Source organism: Cyclobacterium sp. SOCE241 (assembly GCF_056867545.1).
The window spans coordinates 1198968-1217001 of sequence record NZ_CP149779.1; the positions used below are offsets into that span (position 1 = coordinate 1198968).

The 18034-nt window shown below is 35.4% G+C and carries 10 protein-coding genes; all 10 read right to left on the reverse strand.

Going from position 1 to position 18034, the window contains the following annotated elements; translation table 11 throughout:
* Positions 1–187: 187 nt before the first annotated feature.
* On the reverse strand, positions 188–2008 hold the full coding sequence (gene yidC / locus WG932_RS05805) for a membrane protein insertase YidC (RefSeq protein ID WP_483087297.1): 1821 nt from the start codon (positions 2006–2008) through the stop codon (positions 188–190).
* 51 nt (positions 2009–2059) lie between these two features.
* Positions 2060–3682: a CTP synthase gene (locus tag WG932_RS05810; RefSeq protein ID WP_014022389.1), complete on the reverse strand. Its 1623-nt coding sequence runs from the start codon at positions 3680–3682 to the stop codon at positions 2060–2062.
* Between the two features lie 191 nt (positions 3683–3873).
* A complete protein-coding gene (locus tag WG932_RS05815; RefSeq protein WP_483087298.1) occupies positions 3874–4209 on the reverse strand; it encodes a fumarylacetoacetate hydrolase family protein in 336 nt (111 codons plus the stop codon).
* On the reverse strand, positions 4164–4709 hold the full coding sequence (locus WG932_RS05820) for a hypothetical protein (protein WP_483087299.1): 546 nt from the start codon (positions 4707–4709) through the stop codon (positions 4164–4166). The genes WG932_RS05815 and WG932_RS05820 overlap by 46 nt, the downstream gene beginning before the upstream one ends.
* 290 nt (positions 4710–4999) lie before the next feature.
* Positions 5000–9472, reverse strand: coding sequence for a malectin domain-containing carbohydrate-binding protein (locus WG932_RS05825; RefSeq protein ID WP_483087300.1), 4473 nt, complete (start codon positions 9470–9472; stop codon positions 5000–5002).
* A 38-nt stretch (positions 9473–9510) separates the two neighbouring features.
* Complete coding sequence (locus tag WG932_RS05830; protein WP_483087301.1) at positions 9511–10092, reverse strand: hypothetical protein; 582 nt, start codon at positions 10090–10092, stop codon at positions 9511–9513.
* 799 nt (positions 10093–10891) lie between these two features.
* Entirely contained in the window at positions 10892–13066 is a 2175-nt protein-coding gene (locus WG932_RS05835) for a T9SS type A sorting domain-containing protein (protein ID WP_483087302.1), read from the reverse strand.
* Positions 13057–13866, reverse strand: coding sequence for an IgGFc-binding protein (locus WG932_RS05840; protein WP_483087303.1), 810 nt, complete (start codon positions 13864–13866; stop codon positions 13057–13059). The genes WG932_RS05835 and WG932_RS05840 overlap by 10 nt, the downstream gene beginning before the upstream one ends.
* On the reverse strand, positions 13863–14183 hold the full coding sequence (locus WG932_RS05845) for a hypothetical protein (protein ID WP_483087304.1): 321 nt from the start codon (positions 14181–14183) through the stop codon (positions 13863–13865). Before WG932_RS05845 ends, WG932_RS05840 begins: the two co-directional genes overlap by 4 nt.
* A gap of 636 nt (positions 14184–14819) precedes the next feature.
* Positions 14820–18023, reverse strand: coding sequence for a T9SS type A sorting domain-containing protein (locus WG932_RS05850; RefSeq protein ID WP_483088584.1), 3204 nt, complete (start codon positions 18021–18023; stop codon positions 14820–14822).
* Positions 18024–18034: the final 11 nt, after the last annotated feature.

Sequence of the window (18034 nt, forward strand, 5' to 3'; positions counted from 1 at the left end):
TAACATACCAAGTTGTATTTAATACTGATTTACATTATATGCATTTGCCGATTTTACCATTAGGTAGAGCAATGGTATAGAGGATCTTTAATGCTTAATTTAATGTTTAGTAAAACCGAACTTGGAAATAACAAAAAAAGGCATGGTGTTTTCCATGCCTTTTTGTTATTTATTCGAAAAGATCTTTTTATTTCTTCCCTTTTCTTTTTTTGGTTTCAGTCTTATTATTTTCTGCAGCTTTCATTGCCTGCTCTATTTTCATCTGAAACTTAGATTTTTTCTTATTTGCATTTTTAAGTTTACTTTCTTCCACTTTGGCTCTGATTTTATCATCATCTACAAACTGTTTGATCAAATATTGCTGACCGAAAGTAACCATATTGGATACAAAATAATAGAAACTAAGTGCTGCGGGGAATGAGTTTAAAACAAACATAAACACTACAGGCATTACGTAGCCAATGTTCTTCATAGGCCCTTGGGCAGTAGTCAACTGGTTGTTGAAATGCGTATAGGCAATTTGAGACACAGTCATTAGTAAGGTAAATAAACTTACATGTGAACCATAAAAGGGTATGGTAAAGGGCAGGTTGACTATTGAGTCATAAGTAGAAAGATCATGTGCCCACAAAAAGGACTCCTGTCTTAATTCAATGGAATTAGGAAAGAAAAAGAACATCGCCAATAAAAAGGGCATTTGAAGCACCATAGGCAAGCAACCAGAAATAGGACTTACACCTAGTTGGCTAAAGAGCTTCATTTGCTCTTGTTGCATTTTGGTTTGATCTTCCCCGTATTTTTCTTTTAACTCATCTATTTCAGGCTTAATCACCCTCATTTTAGCCATACCAATATAGGACTTATAAGTCAAAGGCAATAAGAACAACTTAATAATGAATACAATCAATATGATAATTACTCCATAGTTATTGAAGAAATTCTCAAGCCAATGAAACAAGTTCACTATGATGTATTTATTTACCCAACTAACAAAAATATAGCCCATGTCTACATTTTTATCAAACTCCGGTGTAACATTTTTGAGCACCTTATAATTATTAGGCCCAAAATAATAACTCACCTCTCCATTGATAGGAAGTTGTAAAGTTGCCGACATGTTTTTAACATACGACGAGTCTATAGGAGTCTCCTGGGCTAAATTACCATTGTTAAACTGCTCTTTGGCAATTATACCGGAAGTAAAAAATCGCTGCTTAAAAGCCACCCACTTTATTGGTTCTCCGACCTGTTCTGAATCATCACCTTCGCCGGTAGATAAATAATCGTAGGTTTCATCAGATGTATAAAAATTCATATAGGTTTTCCTTCTGGATTCTCCCATATCCTCTTCCAGCCTTTTGAGTTCACTCTGCCAGTTGATGGTCAATACATCATCATTAATCAAGTTATTCAATCCTTGGCCTTCTATTTTATGAGAAAGCTGGTAACCTGTTGCAGGTAAATGGTATTTTCTTACTATCGTTCCTGAACCGGCATTGGCAGTAAAAGTTACAGTACTAACCTTTACTTCGTCAATAACTTCACTAGATTCATTTACCTCAAAGAAAAGATCGTTTAAGCTTAACTCTCCTTTTGCAGCTTTAATTCTATAATCTATCGTTCCTGTTTCGCTATCAAAAATTATAAGTGGTTTCTGGTCATAGGTCTTGAAACCTTTGATTTCGACTTGTTGAATTTCACCACCTTTGTTTGACAATGTAATTTTTACATCATCATTTTCAAGTACTGTTTCACTTTCCTGTCCATTTACAAGGTTCGAAAAGTCACCATATTTCTGCATTGCTGCAACATTTTGGAGACTATCAACATTTACATTATCATTTGCCTCAATACCTTGCTCAGTTTCTCCAGCACTAGATTGTACTTGTGTACTTCCATTGCTTTTTTGGGGTTCGATAACTGGTTGTGGATCACTCGCAAAAAAGAGCGAATAAACCAAAATTACCGCTGCGAAAAGAATTAGTCCTGTCGCTTGATTTTTATCCATAATTCAATCGGTTGTTTGATGCAGGTAAATACCTGTCACTAATTAATTATTTTAAGATTTATTCCTTTTATTGTCACTCACTGCCTTGATAAACCGCACAAATAATGGGTGGGGGTTCAAAACAGTACTTTTGTATTCCGGATGAAATTGGGTTCCAACAAACCAAGGATGATCTTTTAATTCTATAATCTCAACTAAACCCTTATCAGGATTCTTTCCGGAAGCTAACATTCCCTTTTCTTCAAATTCCTTAAGGTACTTGTTATTGAACTCATATCGGTGTCTATGCCTCTCTGTGATTTTAGGTTTTCCATAAGCCTTATAGGCGTTAGATCCCTTTTTCATTTCACATGGATATGCCCCAAGACGCATGGTTCCTCCCATTTGTTTAACTCCTTTTTGCTCTTCCATTAGGAAAATAACCGGATCTTTACAATCAGGTTCCAATTCACTGGAAGATGCGTCTGCTTTTCCTAAAACATTTCTGGCAAACTCAATAACAGCTACCTGCATCCCTAAACAAATGCCAAAGAAAGGAATTAAATTCTCTCTTGCATACTTTGTAGCAATAAGTTTTCCTTCCAGCCCTCTAACTCCAAAACCAGGCGCCACTAAAACACCATCCATTAATTCCAGCTTTTTTCCAATATTCACCTCATTCAATTCCTCAGAAGACACCAAATGTAAGTTTACTTTACATTCTAAAGAGGTTCCAGCATGAATAAATGATTCGATGATGGATTTATAGGCATCAGGTAGAGAAACATATTTTCCAATTAGTGCAATATCCACCTCCATGGTAGGGTTTTTGAGCTTACCCAAAAATTCCTTCCATTGTTCTAATTCAGTATTGGTTTTAGAGGTGATTTTTAATTTGGTCATCACCCGTTCATCTAGACGCTCTTTTTTCATCAATAATGGAACATCATAAATAGAGTCAGCATCCATTGCCTCTATTACACAATTCAATTGAACATTACAGAATTGGGCTATTTTCTTTTTAACATCTACAGGTAAATGGTGTTCTGTTCTACAAACAAGAATATCCGGTTGTACACCTGCTTCCAATAATTGCTTTACAGAATGTTGTGTAGGTTTGGTTTTTAATTCCTTGGCAGCTGAGAGAAATGGGATTAATGTGAGATGGATTACCAAAAAGTTATTGGGGCCTAGATCCCATCTTGCTTGCCTTACTGCTTCCACAAATGGAAGGGATTCAATATCCCCTACACACCCTCCGATTTCAGTAATGATTACATCATACTTTCCATCATTTCCAAGTTTATAAAAATTGTTTTTTATCTCATCTGTAATATGTGGAATCACTTGCACGGTTTTGCCTAAAAATTCACCATTCCGTTCTTTAGTGATGACATTATTATAGATCCTTCCTGTGGTTACATTGTTTCCTTGAGAAGTTGTTGAATTTAAGAATCTTTCATAGTGTCCTAAATCCAAATCAGTTTCTGCGCCATCCTCCGTAACATAGCATTCACCATGTTCGTAGGGGTTCAAAGTCCCTGGATCAATGTTTAGGTAAGGATCAAATTTTTGGATTGTAACAGAAATTCCTCTTGATTGAAGAAGCTTGGCCAATGAGGCAGCTATTATTCCTTTTCCAAGTGAGGAAGTAACTCCTCCGGTAATAAATATATGTTTTGTAGACGCAGCCATAAGAATGGTTATATGAAATTTTGTTTATATTCTTATGGGATTCAAAATTAGGTAAAATAATTGACTTGAAGGCTTAGAATTGCTTTAAAATTTTGATTTCAAAAGTGATTTAGTTGTCACCTAAAATTAACTAGCCCACTAGCAAAGCTTTAGCATCCTAGGCACAAATCAAAGCTATATTTACTTGTTTTTTATTCTACAGGGTTTATTAAGGTACCAATTCCACTTATTTGAATTTTAACAACATCTTTAGAGGCCAAAGTAAAGTCACTTCCCGGTACAATCCCTGTTCCTGTCATTAAAAATGAACCTGATTGAAAATCATACTCTGCATACAAATATTTCACCAGCTCATTGAGTTCCCTCTTAATCTGATCTATGGTAATGGTATCACTAAAAATCAAATTACTATCTCTGATAACCTCTAATTTAATTTCTGTATCTCTTGGTAAAGGTTGATCGGTGACCAGTATACAAGGGCCTATGGCAGCACTCCCTTTGTATACCTTAGCCTGTGGAAGATACAAGGGGTTTTCCCCTCTATACTTCTAGAGCTCATGTCATTCCCTATGGTATAGCCCAAAATTTTTCCTGTAGAACTTATGAGTAAGGTTAATTCAGGTTCAGGAACATCCCAAGTAGAATCTTTTCTGATGCGCACCTTTTGCAAATGTCCTCTAACATTGGGGCCCGTGGCTTTCATAAACAATTCCGGTCGAGCAGCATTATAAACTTTTTCATAAAAAGTCCCTCCCCCACTGTCTTTTGATTCTTCTTGTCTGCCCAATTTACTTTTAAAATAGGTCACTCCACTTGCCCATACTTCTTGATTGTCAACAGGAGCCAATAAACCATCCTTGATCCAATGATGGCCATCGTTGGAAATCTCAGAAGATTGGATAATATGGTTGACCTTATTATATAGATTGTCATCATTGATAAATGCATCCCAATCCTCATCAGGCAAAGTATAAAAATGATTGCTTTTTTCTATTACAATCCCCTTTTTGGTTCTATAAACTTTCATAATGAACAAACTTAAAATATGTCGTGTAAAAAAGCGAATTAAATTTGATTTATACCATTCCTTATTTTCTATTTATTCTTTCTTTATAGGTCATATAATTTATAAATGTCCTAATAATAACTTTTTAGCTCGAGTTTTACTCTAGGGCTCGTAGGGAGTGGTCTAATTACATTAAAATTAGCTAATGTGAAGACTGAGTTTTTATGGTGATTTTGGCATCAATATTTCTGATAGCAAAAAAATGTCCCAAAAGAATTCGGGACATTTTTTTGCTATAATTAAACTGAAAATTATGGATTTACGATAAGTCGTTGTTTATTGATGACTGTCTGCTCATTACTTATACTTACAAGATATACGCCTTGAGAAAGATTATCAAGAGGAATGTTAAACTGATTATCACCAGTTTTAATGCTTGCCAAATCAAAATGGCTAACCAATTGACCATTCATATTGTGAATAATCACTCTTCCCAATCCTATTTCAGCATTAAGTTCTAAAGTAGCTCTTCCTTTGGCCGGATTTGGAAAAATTCTAACCTCGTCACGAGTAATAGTTTCAGTATAAACATCCATTTCTTTATAACCTCTTTCTCCCATTTCTTTATATCCTCTAGAATAACCATCCTGAGCAGTTCTGAGATTTGCCGCAATTTCTCCACCTTTGGCAGCACTTCCTACGATTGCTATACCAGAGATACTTGCGTTATTGACAGATGCATTCAATTCCAAAGTCAACTGACCATTGGTAACTTGGATGTTTTCAAAAGCCAACATTGTGGGAGCATTTTTATTTTCAACAAACAAATCAAAATTATTTTTTAAAACTTCACCCTGCAAAGCGATATCGAAAACTCTTTTACCGGCTTTGGCAGTTCCTCCTCCATATCCAAACCATACCTCATGGTGCATAGTAAATACCGTATAAGTACCATTTGGAACAGGAATGGTGTACACCAAGTTTTTTCCACTTCTTTCAGTTTGAAATAGGCTTTCTACATTTGCTTTGGTGTTGTTGTAGCTACCGGTACCATCATTATAATATTTATCAGTCTTTGATTCTGCGAGATATGTTATGCCACTCAAGGATGCATCCGAATCACTTCCGGTATTTAAGAAAAACATGTGATCAGAACCGGTAGGTAGGGTTGAATTATTAGACTCTTCAATAATAGATATCCCGGAAATAGAAGCATTGTTTACACTTGCAATTAAATCAAGATTTAAAACACCATCTTTTACTTCAATACCTTCATAAGTAAGAATGGTTTGGTTATTATTATTGTATTTAAAGATGTCAAAATTGTCAGCTACTATTTCGTCTTCTAAAAAGATGTCATATACCCTTCTACCTTCTCTAGCTGTAGCACCACCTTTACCAAAGTACAACTCATTGTGGTAGGTTTTTATAGTATAGGTGCCATTTGCTACAGGGATATCAAAATTTATTTGCTTGGCATATCTTTCAGATTGGAAAAGTTTTTCACTACTCGCACTTGTATTGCTTGAAGTATTGCTACTTGATGAACTGATATATTTGGCACCGGAGACAAAACTATTTTCCTGGTAAAGAACTTCACTTTGTTCACTTGTGTTAAGATGCATCGTAAAACCTCCCAAGTCCTGAGGAGTTGCTGATTCTGGAACAATGGCTATGGCAGAAATCAAAGCATTATTGGAAGAAGCCTTAAGATCTAAGTTTAAATAACCGTCTATTATTTCTATTGAATTGAAAATGAGTTCAGTTTCTTGATTATTATTTTCCAAATAAAGGTCCAAGTTATCTTTTACAACTTTACCTTCAATGCTAATGTCAAAAACACGTTGACCGGCTTTTTCATCCCTTCCATTTTCACCAAAATACAATTCTTTGTGATACGTAACTACGGTATACGTGCCATTTTCTACAGGAATTTTGAATAAAAGCTCATCGTTGAACCTTGCAGATTGAAACAATTTTTCCTTACTTCCTTCCTCATAAACGGAAACATTTGATCCTGAAGACAATAAATAGTCCCGATTTAAATTAATAAAGTCCTGACCATTATATACGATGTTTCCACCAAAACCAAAATGATAAAATTGTCCTTCAACCAATTCACTCGAATTGTTTTCTTCAACTACTACAACTTTTTCTTTGGCTGTAAATTCCACTTCTTCAGAGGTATTAACATTTCCCATTTTATCTGTAACTGTAGCCCATACATAATTTTCTCCTGAAGGTATTTCTTCAATAACAGCTTGGAAAGGCTTTTCAACACATGTACCAACCAATTTCAAACCGCAATAGAATTCAACTTTTTCTACATTATCATCCAAGTTAGAAATTTCACTAATCAAGGTAAGTTTATCGCCTTCGGTTAGTTGAGAGGTACTCTCTTTAATGGATAAGCTTATACTAGGTTTTAATATCTCTTTGCTTTCCGGAATAATGGCAATCGCAGAAATAGAAGCATTGTTGACAGATGCTTTAAGGTCAAGGTTTAAATAACCATCAACTACTTGTATTTTATCGAAAGAAAGTGTGGTTTCTTGGTTACTATTTTCCAAGAAAAGATCAAGGTTATCTTTTACTAATTCACCTTCCATCACAATATCAAAAACCCTTTGACCTGCTTTTTGAGACCTTCCATTTTGACCATAATACAACTCATTGTGATAGGTCACCACCGTGTAGCTGCCATTTCCAACAGGGATCTCAAATTGAAGCTCATTGTCAAACCTTTCTGATTGAAACAGGCTTTCATCACTTCCATTTATAACATTGGAAACATTTGATCCGGAAGTAAGAAAGTATTCCGTGCTTAGTTTTTCAAACACATTTCCTTTATAAGTGATTGCTCCTTTATCTCCAAAATGGTAATAAAAAGCCTCAACTTCTGCTGTATTTTTTTCTTCCTCCTCCACTTTCTCAACCTGAGGATCTTTGGAAACACGCAATAGCACTACAGACCCGTACGCAGGGATGGTTACTTTACCTGAGAATTTTTCGAGTTTAGCATTCACATATTCACCGGATAAAGCAATAGTCTTGCTGTTTTTGGTAGGATTAAATTCAAATATAATTTCCTCATCAGGGTCAACAAAAGACGCTTCAACTTCCACAAACTCTAGGTCATCTATCCAATAAGTTAAATCATCCTCAGAAGCAGTAATCAGGAGGGATACCTCTTCAGCATCTATAAATGGAGATACCAATACCTCAAAAGTATCTAGGTCCTTCCTAATTTGGAAAGTAGTCACCCCGGATAATTTTTCCCAAGGAGTTCCGGTATACCTCAAATAAGTTTGAATATTTGCTTCTTTATTGGCCAAAGCTTTAAACTTTAACAAATACGTTTTGTCTTTTTTTAATTTCCCTAAGTTCAATTTTAAAGCACCATTTCCAGAATTAGTAACTTTAATACTTCCACCATTCATTTTACTATTTGCATCCCATTTCTGAGAGCAATTGCTGCAAGAAATACCATTCGTATTCTTATCGAATGAAGAATTAGAGTAAAGGCTTGATCCAATTTTTTTATCTATAGAATAAGTGGCCAAGTCTACTGAATTGCTTACAGAATTTTTGTCTTTACCAAATTTTTCAGTCCATTGTTTTAAGTTGTCAATGGAAGCTATAGATTTTCCGTTTTTAGTATATTCATTATAAATACTGAAGGCATCACCCAAAGGTCTGAAAAAGTTTCTATCAAATTCAGCCATTATTTCCAGATCATCTTTGTGGGTGTTGATATTGTAGGTGTTTTGATCTGCAGTCTTAGCAAAAAGTTGGTTATTGTTGATGGTAACTCCTCTGGTATCATCTCCAATAACATTATTTCCTAAAGTAATGGATGTATGTGAATTAAAGAAAGTATTGTTCTCAACAAGGATATTGTTGACGTTTGACATTTTCAAGCCATTGTTCTCAGTATTACCCACAGTATTTCCCGTAATCTCAATATTATTAGAATGGTCATCTAGAAAAATACCTTCTGCCAAAGGCCTATAATTCATTCCTTTGTCCGGAATTCCACCTCTACTACCAATACTGTTCACTACAATATTTCCCTCTATTTTTCTTCCTTTAAACCCTTGGTATTTAACACCTCCAAAAGTATAAATCCCGCCACCATCACCTTTTATCTGGCAAAAAGTATCTATATAATTATTTTTAACAATGGAATAGTTACCACTAAATTGGATTCCGTTAAACCCTGAATTGATTACAATATTGTTTTGAACCAATACTTTCTCTCCATAAGCGAAAATACCAATTCCTGCAGCATCCTGATTTTGGGTCCTACCCGCTATTAAAGCAGTCTTTCTAATTTCATTGTCTTTTATGATTGCATTGTCATTACCATACCTAAGGTACATGCCATTGTTATAAGTATTAGTAAAGTTATTTCGCTCTATTTGTAAATCAACCACACTTAATGCGAGAATACCATTTACTCCTACAAAATTGATTTCAGAATCAAAGATTTTAATGTTTTTTCCTCCTTCTAATCTAATGGCATCAGCATTAACTCCTTTAAAATTTAAATTCTCTATTGTAATATTTGCATCCCTATAGTCTTTAATCAATAGGTTATCAAGTGTACTTACTTCCACCTTCATTGAAGATGGGTTTTGGTTTCCAAAGTAGATGTTAATTTTTCTAGTGGTTGGGTTAAAATACCATTCTCCAAAAGTGTCAAGTGTTTTGATATGATTTTGGATAAAAAAACCAAAATCCTTCTCAACAGGATATGCACTATTGCTAGCATTAAACTTCACCTGTCCCCCACTATGTGAAGTAATTTCATGGGTATCAATTACCCATTGATTTTTTTGATAACCACTTCACCACCATTCCAACTCGGTGATCCACCCAGCTCACTGCTAGAAAGCAGGTAATTTCCATTAACGCTTTCAATTTTTAAATACCCTTCATTAGCTACATCACTATTTGGATACCTTCCCAACTCATGAATTTCACCATTAATTAAAACCACCTCAACAGATTTAGTATCTATAGACTTTGTACTCTCGTAAATACCGTTTCCTATGGATTTCCATCCGCTTAAGGTTTTCAATGAAGTGATGACAGGTTTGGAACCGGAACCGTAAGCTCCAATTTTAATAGGAGAAGTTGTAGTCCCCGAAGATTTAATATGTAATGTACCATAGAACACTTCTCCTCTATTAAATAGAATCGCATCACCTGGCTTTAAATAATTAAATATAGAATTAATTTTATCAATTGACCGCCAAGGAGTGTTTGGGTTTTGCGCTTCTTTAGAAGTCCGATTATCATCCCCTTTTTCATGAGAAATATAATAATTTGCAGCATATCCCTGACTAATTGACATTGCTAACGAAATCAAAATAACGAGAGTAAAAAGTGAAGCTTTCATGGTAAAATATTTTAAAGTTTATATTTCTTCGCTTAATAGGATTCGCCTTGTTATTCAAGGCCTTGTTTATTTTATCCTACTTTTTTTGATTTATGAAAACTAAAAACGGTATTTCAATTAAAAGAATCTTGTTTTTTGATTTTCATATATATCAAAATGAAATTCTAAATATGAATCTCATTTCAATAATTAACGATATAATATACTTAAAAACAAATATTTAGATAATCTCAACTCTATTGAAAAATGACTTCAAATTGAACAATTTCAACAGGTAATTGAGATATTGCTTTTGGAAGTCTTAATTTTGCAGGTAATCTTAAAAAGTGACAAGAAAAAAAATTAAAAAAATTTTATTTAACTATATTAAAATTTAATATCGTGTCAATTAACTTTTAATCTATAAACTTAAAACTTGTATATATTTCATACTATCTAAAAACAGATAGTAAATAATATAATTATTTAAAACTTTTTTAAGTATATAAAAAACAATTTATCATTAGCCTTATGATAAAGATGCATTACACAATCTAATAAATGTATTCAAAAGACTTACAGCCGGTGAATCAATAGCTTTTTCTACCATAACATCCCTACCCACTTCTATTTTTAAACCACTCAAGCTGAACCAAACATATTATTTTGACACGATTGGGAGGTAGCGGCTATCGTTTACTTTTCCCGTAAAACCTAATAGAGCAAGGCATTGAAAAACAATGGGTAATATGTATCCGGTCATAAAAAAGCTCCGAACATCTGTTCGGAGCCTGTAATAAACTATAACTGAAAAAACTTTTTAATGGATAAAAATCTTTTTAGATATTATTTCTTTTTCATTATTTACATGAATCAAATACAAGCCAGATCCAAAAGGTTCAAAATTAAAGCTGGATGTGTTACCCTTTTGGGAACCATGAATCAATTGGCCATTGCCTTTGTAAATCAATACCATTGCATCTTCATTTATATGGGATGGATAAATAATATGAACCAAGTTTTTAGATGGCTGAGGAAAAATGGTGAGCTGCTCGATCTCTATATCATGCTGATCAACAATTTCATCAAAAATCCCCTCTTTCTGACTGAGGTCTTCGTAACTTTTTCTCAAATTTTCTCCAATACCATAGCCAACAGTAAAGTTTACCGTGAAGGGTTCAGCTTTTTCATTATTACTATTAAAAGGAGTCACCATTAAATTGTAAACGCCTTCTTGAAGGTATTTTCCATTATAGTCAACACCTTGGAAGTCACCAAAAATGGCATATGGGGCCTTTCTTTCAGTCCAAACATAATTCTTTGCTCCTGATAATTGGAAGGCAATAGCAGCTAATTGCTCCCCTTTTCCCTCAGCTCTAATATTCAACTTTACATCTTTATACCGATTGAGATCAATATTACTTCCCTCAATTAAAGGCATAATATCCTCATCAGTATCGGCATTTACTAAAGTCAGCTTATCCACTTTGCTGTTATGAATCACATTAAACTTTATAGTATAGGATTCTCCTCCTATTCCTCTAAAACTACTTGAAGGAAATGGATAAGCAGATGCAGACAATGTATATTCTCCCTCTGGCAATTCTTTCCCGGTATAATCTCCACCAACATCCGTAAAAAGCGCCAAAGGCTCAACTTTTTCAAATTGTGAAAGATTGACAGGCCCGCTGATTGAAATCTCTACACCGCCTTGGGTTTGGTTATGTGGCACATTGGCTCTGATGTTAAATTTTTTATCTTTATAAGTTGACAAATCAATGGTGGCACCGTCTTTTAATGTCACAATATCTTTATCATCCGTCGCATTGACAAGGGTAAAACTCTCAATCATGCTATCATAAAATATTTCAAAGTTGATTGAAGATCTTACTCCTTGATTACCAGTTTGACCTCTAAATTGATAAGGAGTGGCAGTAAACTTATAATCTCCCGGTAAAAAATTATAACCCAGATAGTTACCTTTAATATCTCCGTACAGGGCATAGGGTGCTATATTTTCAATTATTTGATGCAGCGAAGGAGGGCAGGTATTACATTGGGTAAATGACTCCAATTCCATTTTAATACTTCCTACCATTTCAGATTCCGAAATAACTACCAAAGACAATTCCATATTTTTGATGGAAGAGTAAGCAATTTTATCATTATCCTTAATTTCACGGATAATTGTATTTCTTTTAGCATCTACTAATAAAAACTTATCCACTGTTAAGTTTTCTAAAACAGAAACAACCGAAATGGTAGCTTCAGTTTCAGTATTATCATCAATATATGCCTTGACATCTAAGTCTCCTTCTTGGTCCGACAATTTGCAAAAAGCGATCTTACCGTTTTCATCTGAGGTTTTCTCCTTATAGAAGATTCCATTGACATCAAAAGATACATTAGCATTTTCAATGGGAATGCCAAACTGATCTAATACAGTTGCATTTAAACATATTTCCTCACCAACTATTCCATTCACAACATAATCGAGAAAAGTAATGGTTGCAGGAACCGGCTTATTACTCTCAACAGTTACTGTATCTCTAATTGAAGTCCCTACACTAGCAATTAATTCATCTGTACCTTTGGAGATGGCCTCAAAGCAATACTGTGCCTCACCATCTTCATTGGTGATACCAAAGCCTAGGTGATTATTGACACCTTGAATTTGAAAATCTACTTTAACACCGTTTAAGGGACTATTCTCTGAATCAGTCACGAGGGCTTTTGCGCAATAAGTGGCTTCTTGCTGCTCTTCATCATCCATCATAACTTTTAAATTTTGAACCAATGCGACTTTACCTAAGGCTTGACCTCCAGGGTTCCCATATGCGTTATAACTATCAAAACCATATATAAAAACAGCCAATGGCAGTTCAGCAGTAATCGCATGGCTTCCTTCTGCTACTTGTACCTGAGCACCGGCGTAATTGCTATTTGGAATATCCACAAATAAGGAAGAACCTATAAGGTTTCCATCTATCCGCACTTTACTTTTTGGGAAATTGGTACAGCCAAATTAATAAAATGTTTTTCAAAGCCTGTTTGTGGAGTAGTTACATGGTATATATTTTGGTATTGTTCTACAGGAGGAACAAGCATTAGAAAAGGATCAGCGGAGACATTGTCCGAAGCTTCTCCTTTTGATAATTGAGCTACCAAAATAGGATAATTGGACTCAATTTTGGTAGAAACATTACTTGGAATATCGAATATTTCATAGGATCCTTTGTTAAAAGTGAAAGTTTCTTCAAATCCATTGTTCCCTTCAACTTTAACAAAAGTCCCATCATTTGTAGCTAGAATTCTAAATACATCTCCCTTTTCCCTAGATGCCAAGGGAACAGTTATAAATTTTTTACCTAAAGTATTTACCGGAGGGATCTGTTCAATCATTTGATCGCAACCATTTGTGAAAAGGGGAACATTACCACAAGTATGACCACCAAACACTGCAACAGGGTTATTTGAAGTAATAGAAGTACCTGTAAGATCAGAAAAATAAGCATCTGCTGTCAACTGGTAGGACTCTCCTTTTTGCAATAGAATCTGATACGGTATGCCGGACTGCCTGTTTTGTGTGGTAGTGGTTGGTATGATTGTTAATTCTGTATTGTTCATGGTCGCAACCACCCCAAAGACAGGAGAAGCTGTGCTGTTTGGCGCATAAGAATTACCTGCCATAACAACGTATTCTTCTCCCAGAACATCCACTGGTAGACTTAAAAAGGTATCTGTTGAGGAGGACTTTTGGTTGAGTCCATAAACCGACACCTCTTTATCTGTCACAATATTAATTCCTTTTTTTCAACTCCATCTTCCACTGAAGCAATAAATATTTCAGGAATCTTAACCGAAGTTGTTTGTCCGGGTAATACTTGAAAATTTATCAGGTGGTTATCCGGTAATTTTACATAACCTGAGGTTACTTTTTCTCCGGTTATATAAAGCTCTAATTTCACATCAACATTGTCAGTGTTACGATTGAACATTAACCAAAATTCCTTACCCTTATTGTCCGGAACATTATTCTGAGCCTGAGATGTTTTATAAGGAAAAATAACCAACGTAAAAATAAAGGATAAAACAAAGTAAAGTTTTTTCATAAAAGGCAATTTTTTGAATATTTAACGCACAAATTAACTTGTATAATTAAATATCACAACAAATCACCCTCTAAGGTTAAGTTATTTTTTTATAAAACAGCTTATTTCAACACATTAGATTATTCTAACACAGACAAAGAATTTCTTTCTTTTTATAACTAAAAAATACAACAGATTTATTTTAAAGTTATAATTAATACTCTCGAAAAGGCCATATCAGAGCATCATGAATAAGCCTCCTTTTAATGTCCAATAATACTTAATTAGCTAATCCTTATTATTTATTTTAATTCAGTAATCGGTCAGAAACCTCCTCAAACGAGACAGCCCCATGAAATATAAATTGTAGACTATTTTCATAAATAAATACCGGGAGTTTATTACTGGAATCGTAATCCCAGTCCTGAACTTTCTTATGGAGGTTTGGAATCGGGAGAAAATCACTTTTTAGGGGAATTTTAGGATAGGGATGTTATATTGAAATTGTCTACCGACAGGCAGAAATTAAACTAAGAACAAAATACCTGACTTTGTAGTGGTTATTGTTAGAAATACCGGATTAAATTCTATTCCACTATAAAACAAAAAAGCTCCGAACCAAGGTCCGGAGCTTTAACTAGTTCAATAAATAATTAATTAATAGATAAATACTTTTTTGGAAATTATCCTATCACCATTGGACACATGAATCAAGTACAAGCCTGAACCAAATCGTCCAAAGTTGAAACTAGGTGTATTGCCCATTTTTGAACCGTGAATCAATTGCCCGTTGCCTTTGTAAATCATTACCGTAGCATCTTCGCTCAAAGAAGAAGGATATAGGAAATTCACTACATTTTGAGAAGGTTGAGGATAGACTTTTAAGTCTTCAACCATGTTACCATTGTTGATTTCACCTTCTGAGGTATTGGCCTCAAATTGATTCAAAGATGCATTTTCAATCCTCAAATTGTCGCCACCATCAAAACCTGCAATAAAATTGACTGTCATGCTTTCTCCCATGGTATTGTCAGCATTGTAAGGCGTAACCATCAATTTATACTTACCTTCATTCAGGTACTTGCCTGCATAATCATTGGCGGGTAAATCTCCGAAGATCGCATATGGTGCTTTTCTCTCTGTCCAATTGTAATCTTTAGCACCAGATAGTTGGAAAGTCATGGCAGCTATATTATCACCTTTGCCATCAGCCCTGATATTCAACTTTACATCTTTGTACTGATTCAGGTCGATGTAACTACCTTCCATAAGCTCCATAATGTCCTCGTCCGTATCCGCATTTACCAGAGTAAATTTATCAATTTTGCTATTGTGAATTACTTCAAAATTAATTGTAACAGTGGCTCCACCTATGCCTCTATTCACAGTAGACTTGAATGGATAAGCTGTAGCAGACATGGTATAACTTCCCTCAGGGAGGTCTCTTCCAGCGTAGTCACCTAAATTGTCACCAAAGAGCGCAAATGGCATCACTTTCTCAAACATGGAGAAATTAACTGGCCCCTCAATCATCATATCAATTCCACCTTGTTGGTCTTCAGGAACATTTGATCTGATATTAAACTTTTTATCTTTGAATGCTGATAAATCTATCACATCACCATCCATTATTTTTATAATATCCGTATCATCTGTAGCATTGACTAAAGTGAAACTGTCAATGGTTCCTTCAAACATCACTTCAAAGTTTACCATGGATTTCACTCCCTGATTACCGGAAAGATGTTTCATTTCAAATGGTGTGGCAGCAAATCCATATACCCCAGGCAATATGTTTTTACCTGTATAATCTCCGTTGATATCACCAAATATTGCATACGGTACCACATTTTCAGTTGTACTTCGCATGTCAGGAGAACAGGTTGGACATAGGGTTAATGATTCCAATTCTAATTTCACACTACCCACTTTTTCAGGATCAGTGATTACCATCATATTGATCATTTTATCTTTGACTTCAGAATAAGGTATAATGTCACCATTCATTATTTCTCTGATAATGGTATTGGTTCCTGCATCTACAAGCCAGAAGCTTTCGATTTCTAAGTCATCAGATTCTGTTACTACCTTAATGATTGCTTCTGCGTCCTCTCCTCCTTCATATGAAGCAGTCACCATTAAATCACCTAACTCATCAGGAGTTCCACAGAGTTCTACCCTACCATTTTCATCGGTGATGCCTTTACCATAGAATACACCATTCACATCAAAAGAAACTTCTACCCCTGCTAGAGGCATTCCAAATTGATCCAATATAGTGGCTGCCAAACATACTTCTTCACCAAGAACTACTTCCACTTCGTTTTCTTCAAATGAAATAATGGTAGGGATTGGGACATTGTCTGTAACAGTGATCATGGCGGTAACAGTGTTCTCGACTGTATAATAAAAGCCGAACTCAAACTCACCTTCCATATCCGGATTGAAGCAATAATTCAATACTCCGTCCTCATTGGTCATCATAGAACCGGCGGGTTCTCCATTTTTGGTAATAAACACTTCAATGACACCAAATGGATTGTCTAACTGATCCAATACCTCTACTTCCAAACAAGTCTCTGTTCCAATACTTACTTCACCCTCAGAAGGTTCAACTGAAATAGTAGTAGCAACCAATACAACTTGAATGACTTTTACCGTACCTGTGGCAGGAGTTCCACCATCATAATTAACAGCAAAGCTTAGATCACCCATGCTTTCGGTAACAATACAATAGGCAACTATTCCATCTTCATCACTCATTAAGGTGGCCACAATTTCTCCATTGACTTCTATAGTTACTTCTGTATTGGGAAGTGGATCACCGTTTTGATCCAACACTAGGGATTCTACACAGGCTTCCTCACCAAGGTTGACCTCAGCAGATATATTGGTTATTGAAATGGCACTAGCTATAAGGCCACCACCACCGCCTCCGTCTCCGCCACCTCCGGAATTAAGGACAGTAATACTCGTAGAAGCCGGGCTTCCGCCTCCAACATAATTAACAACAAAAATTAGAAGCTCGCCATCTTCTTCCTCTGCTGTTTTGCAAAATTCAGCCACTCCATTTTCGTCGGTCATTTCAGATCCTGCATCCACCCCATTGATTTCCAATTGAACTTCAACACCTTCCATTACTTTGCCAAACTGATCTTTAATCGTGGCAGTCACACATACCTGTTGTCCCAAATTGATCTCATTGGATGCGGCATCTATACTTATTGAGGTAGGCATTGGATCCGGAACAGCGACCATAACGGTAGTTTCGGTTTTATCCCCTCCCTCATAATAACTCGTAAATAAGAGGTCTCCACCTTCTTCCGGTGTGAAACAATATTCTATCATCCCATTCTCATCAGATTCACCACTGTAAATTACATTGCCCATATATTCGATAAATAACATCTCACCTTCCATCGGGTTATCAAATTGATCCAAAATCTGACTGGTAAGGCATATTTCCTCTCCCAAAGTCACTGATTCAGGCAGGGAGTTAAGCAGCACCTGATCCGGTCTAGGAATGGTTGTAGTAACGGTAGCTTCTGCAGTTGTACTTCCTACAGATGCTATTATTTTATCAGTTCCCTCATTAATAGCATCAAAACAGAAATTGGCTATACCCTGTTCATCTGTTACTGCAAAGCCTATTTTTTCATTGACACCTTCCACTTCAAAATCCACCCTAACACCAAAAATTGGTACGCCCTCATCATCTGTCACTGAAGAATTGAAACAATAAGTAGTTCCCTGTTGAATTTCTTGTTCAATATCCAAATTAATATTGCGAACTTGTTCCACGCTAGCCAGTGCCTGACCACCCGGGTATCCATAAGAATCATAGCTACCAAAGCCATACATAAAAGCCCCAA

What these genes read in the sequence shown, in the direction of transcription:
- yidC (WP_483087297.1), bottom strand. Translation starts at nt 2,008, where the DNA reads ATGGATAAAAATCAAGCGACAGGACTAATTCTTTTCGCAGCGGTAATT.
- WG932_RS05810 (WP_014022389.1), bottom strand. Translation starts at nt 3,682, where the DNA reads ATGGCTGCGTCTACAAAACATATATTTATTACCGGAGGAGTTACTTCC.
- WG932_RS05820 (WP_483087299.1), bottom strand. Translation starts at nt 4,709, where the DNA reads ATGAAAGTTTATAGAACCAAAAAGGGGATTGTAATAGAAAAAAGCAAT.
- WG932_RS05830 (WP_483087301.1), bottom strand. Translation starts at nt 10,092, where the DNA reads ATGAAAGCTTCACTTTTTACTCTCGTTATTTTGATTTCGTTAGCAATG.
- WG932_RS05845 (WP_483087304.1), bottom strand. Translation starts at nt 14,183, where the DNA reads ATGAAAAAACTTTACTTTGTTTTATCCTTTATTTTTACGTTGGTTATT.
- WG932_RS05850 (WP_483088584.1), bottom strand. Translation starts at nt 18,023, where the DNA reads ATGTATGGCTTTGGTAGCTATGATTCTTATGGATACCCGGGTGGTCAG.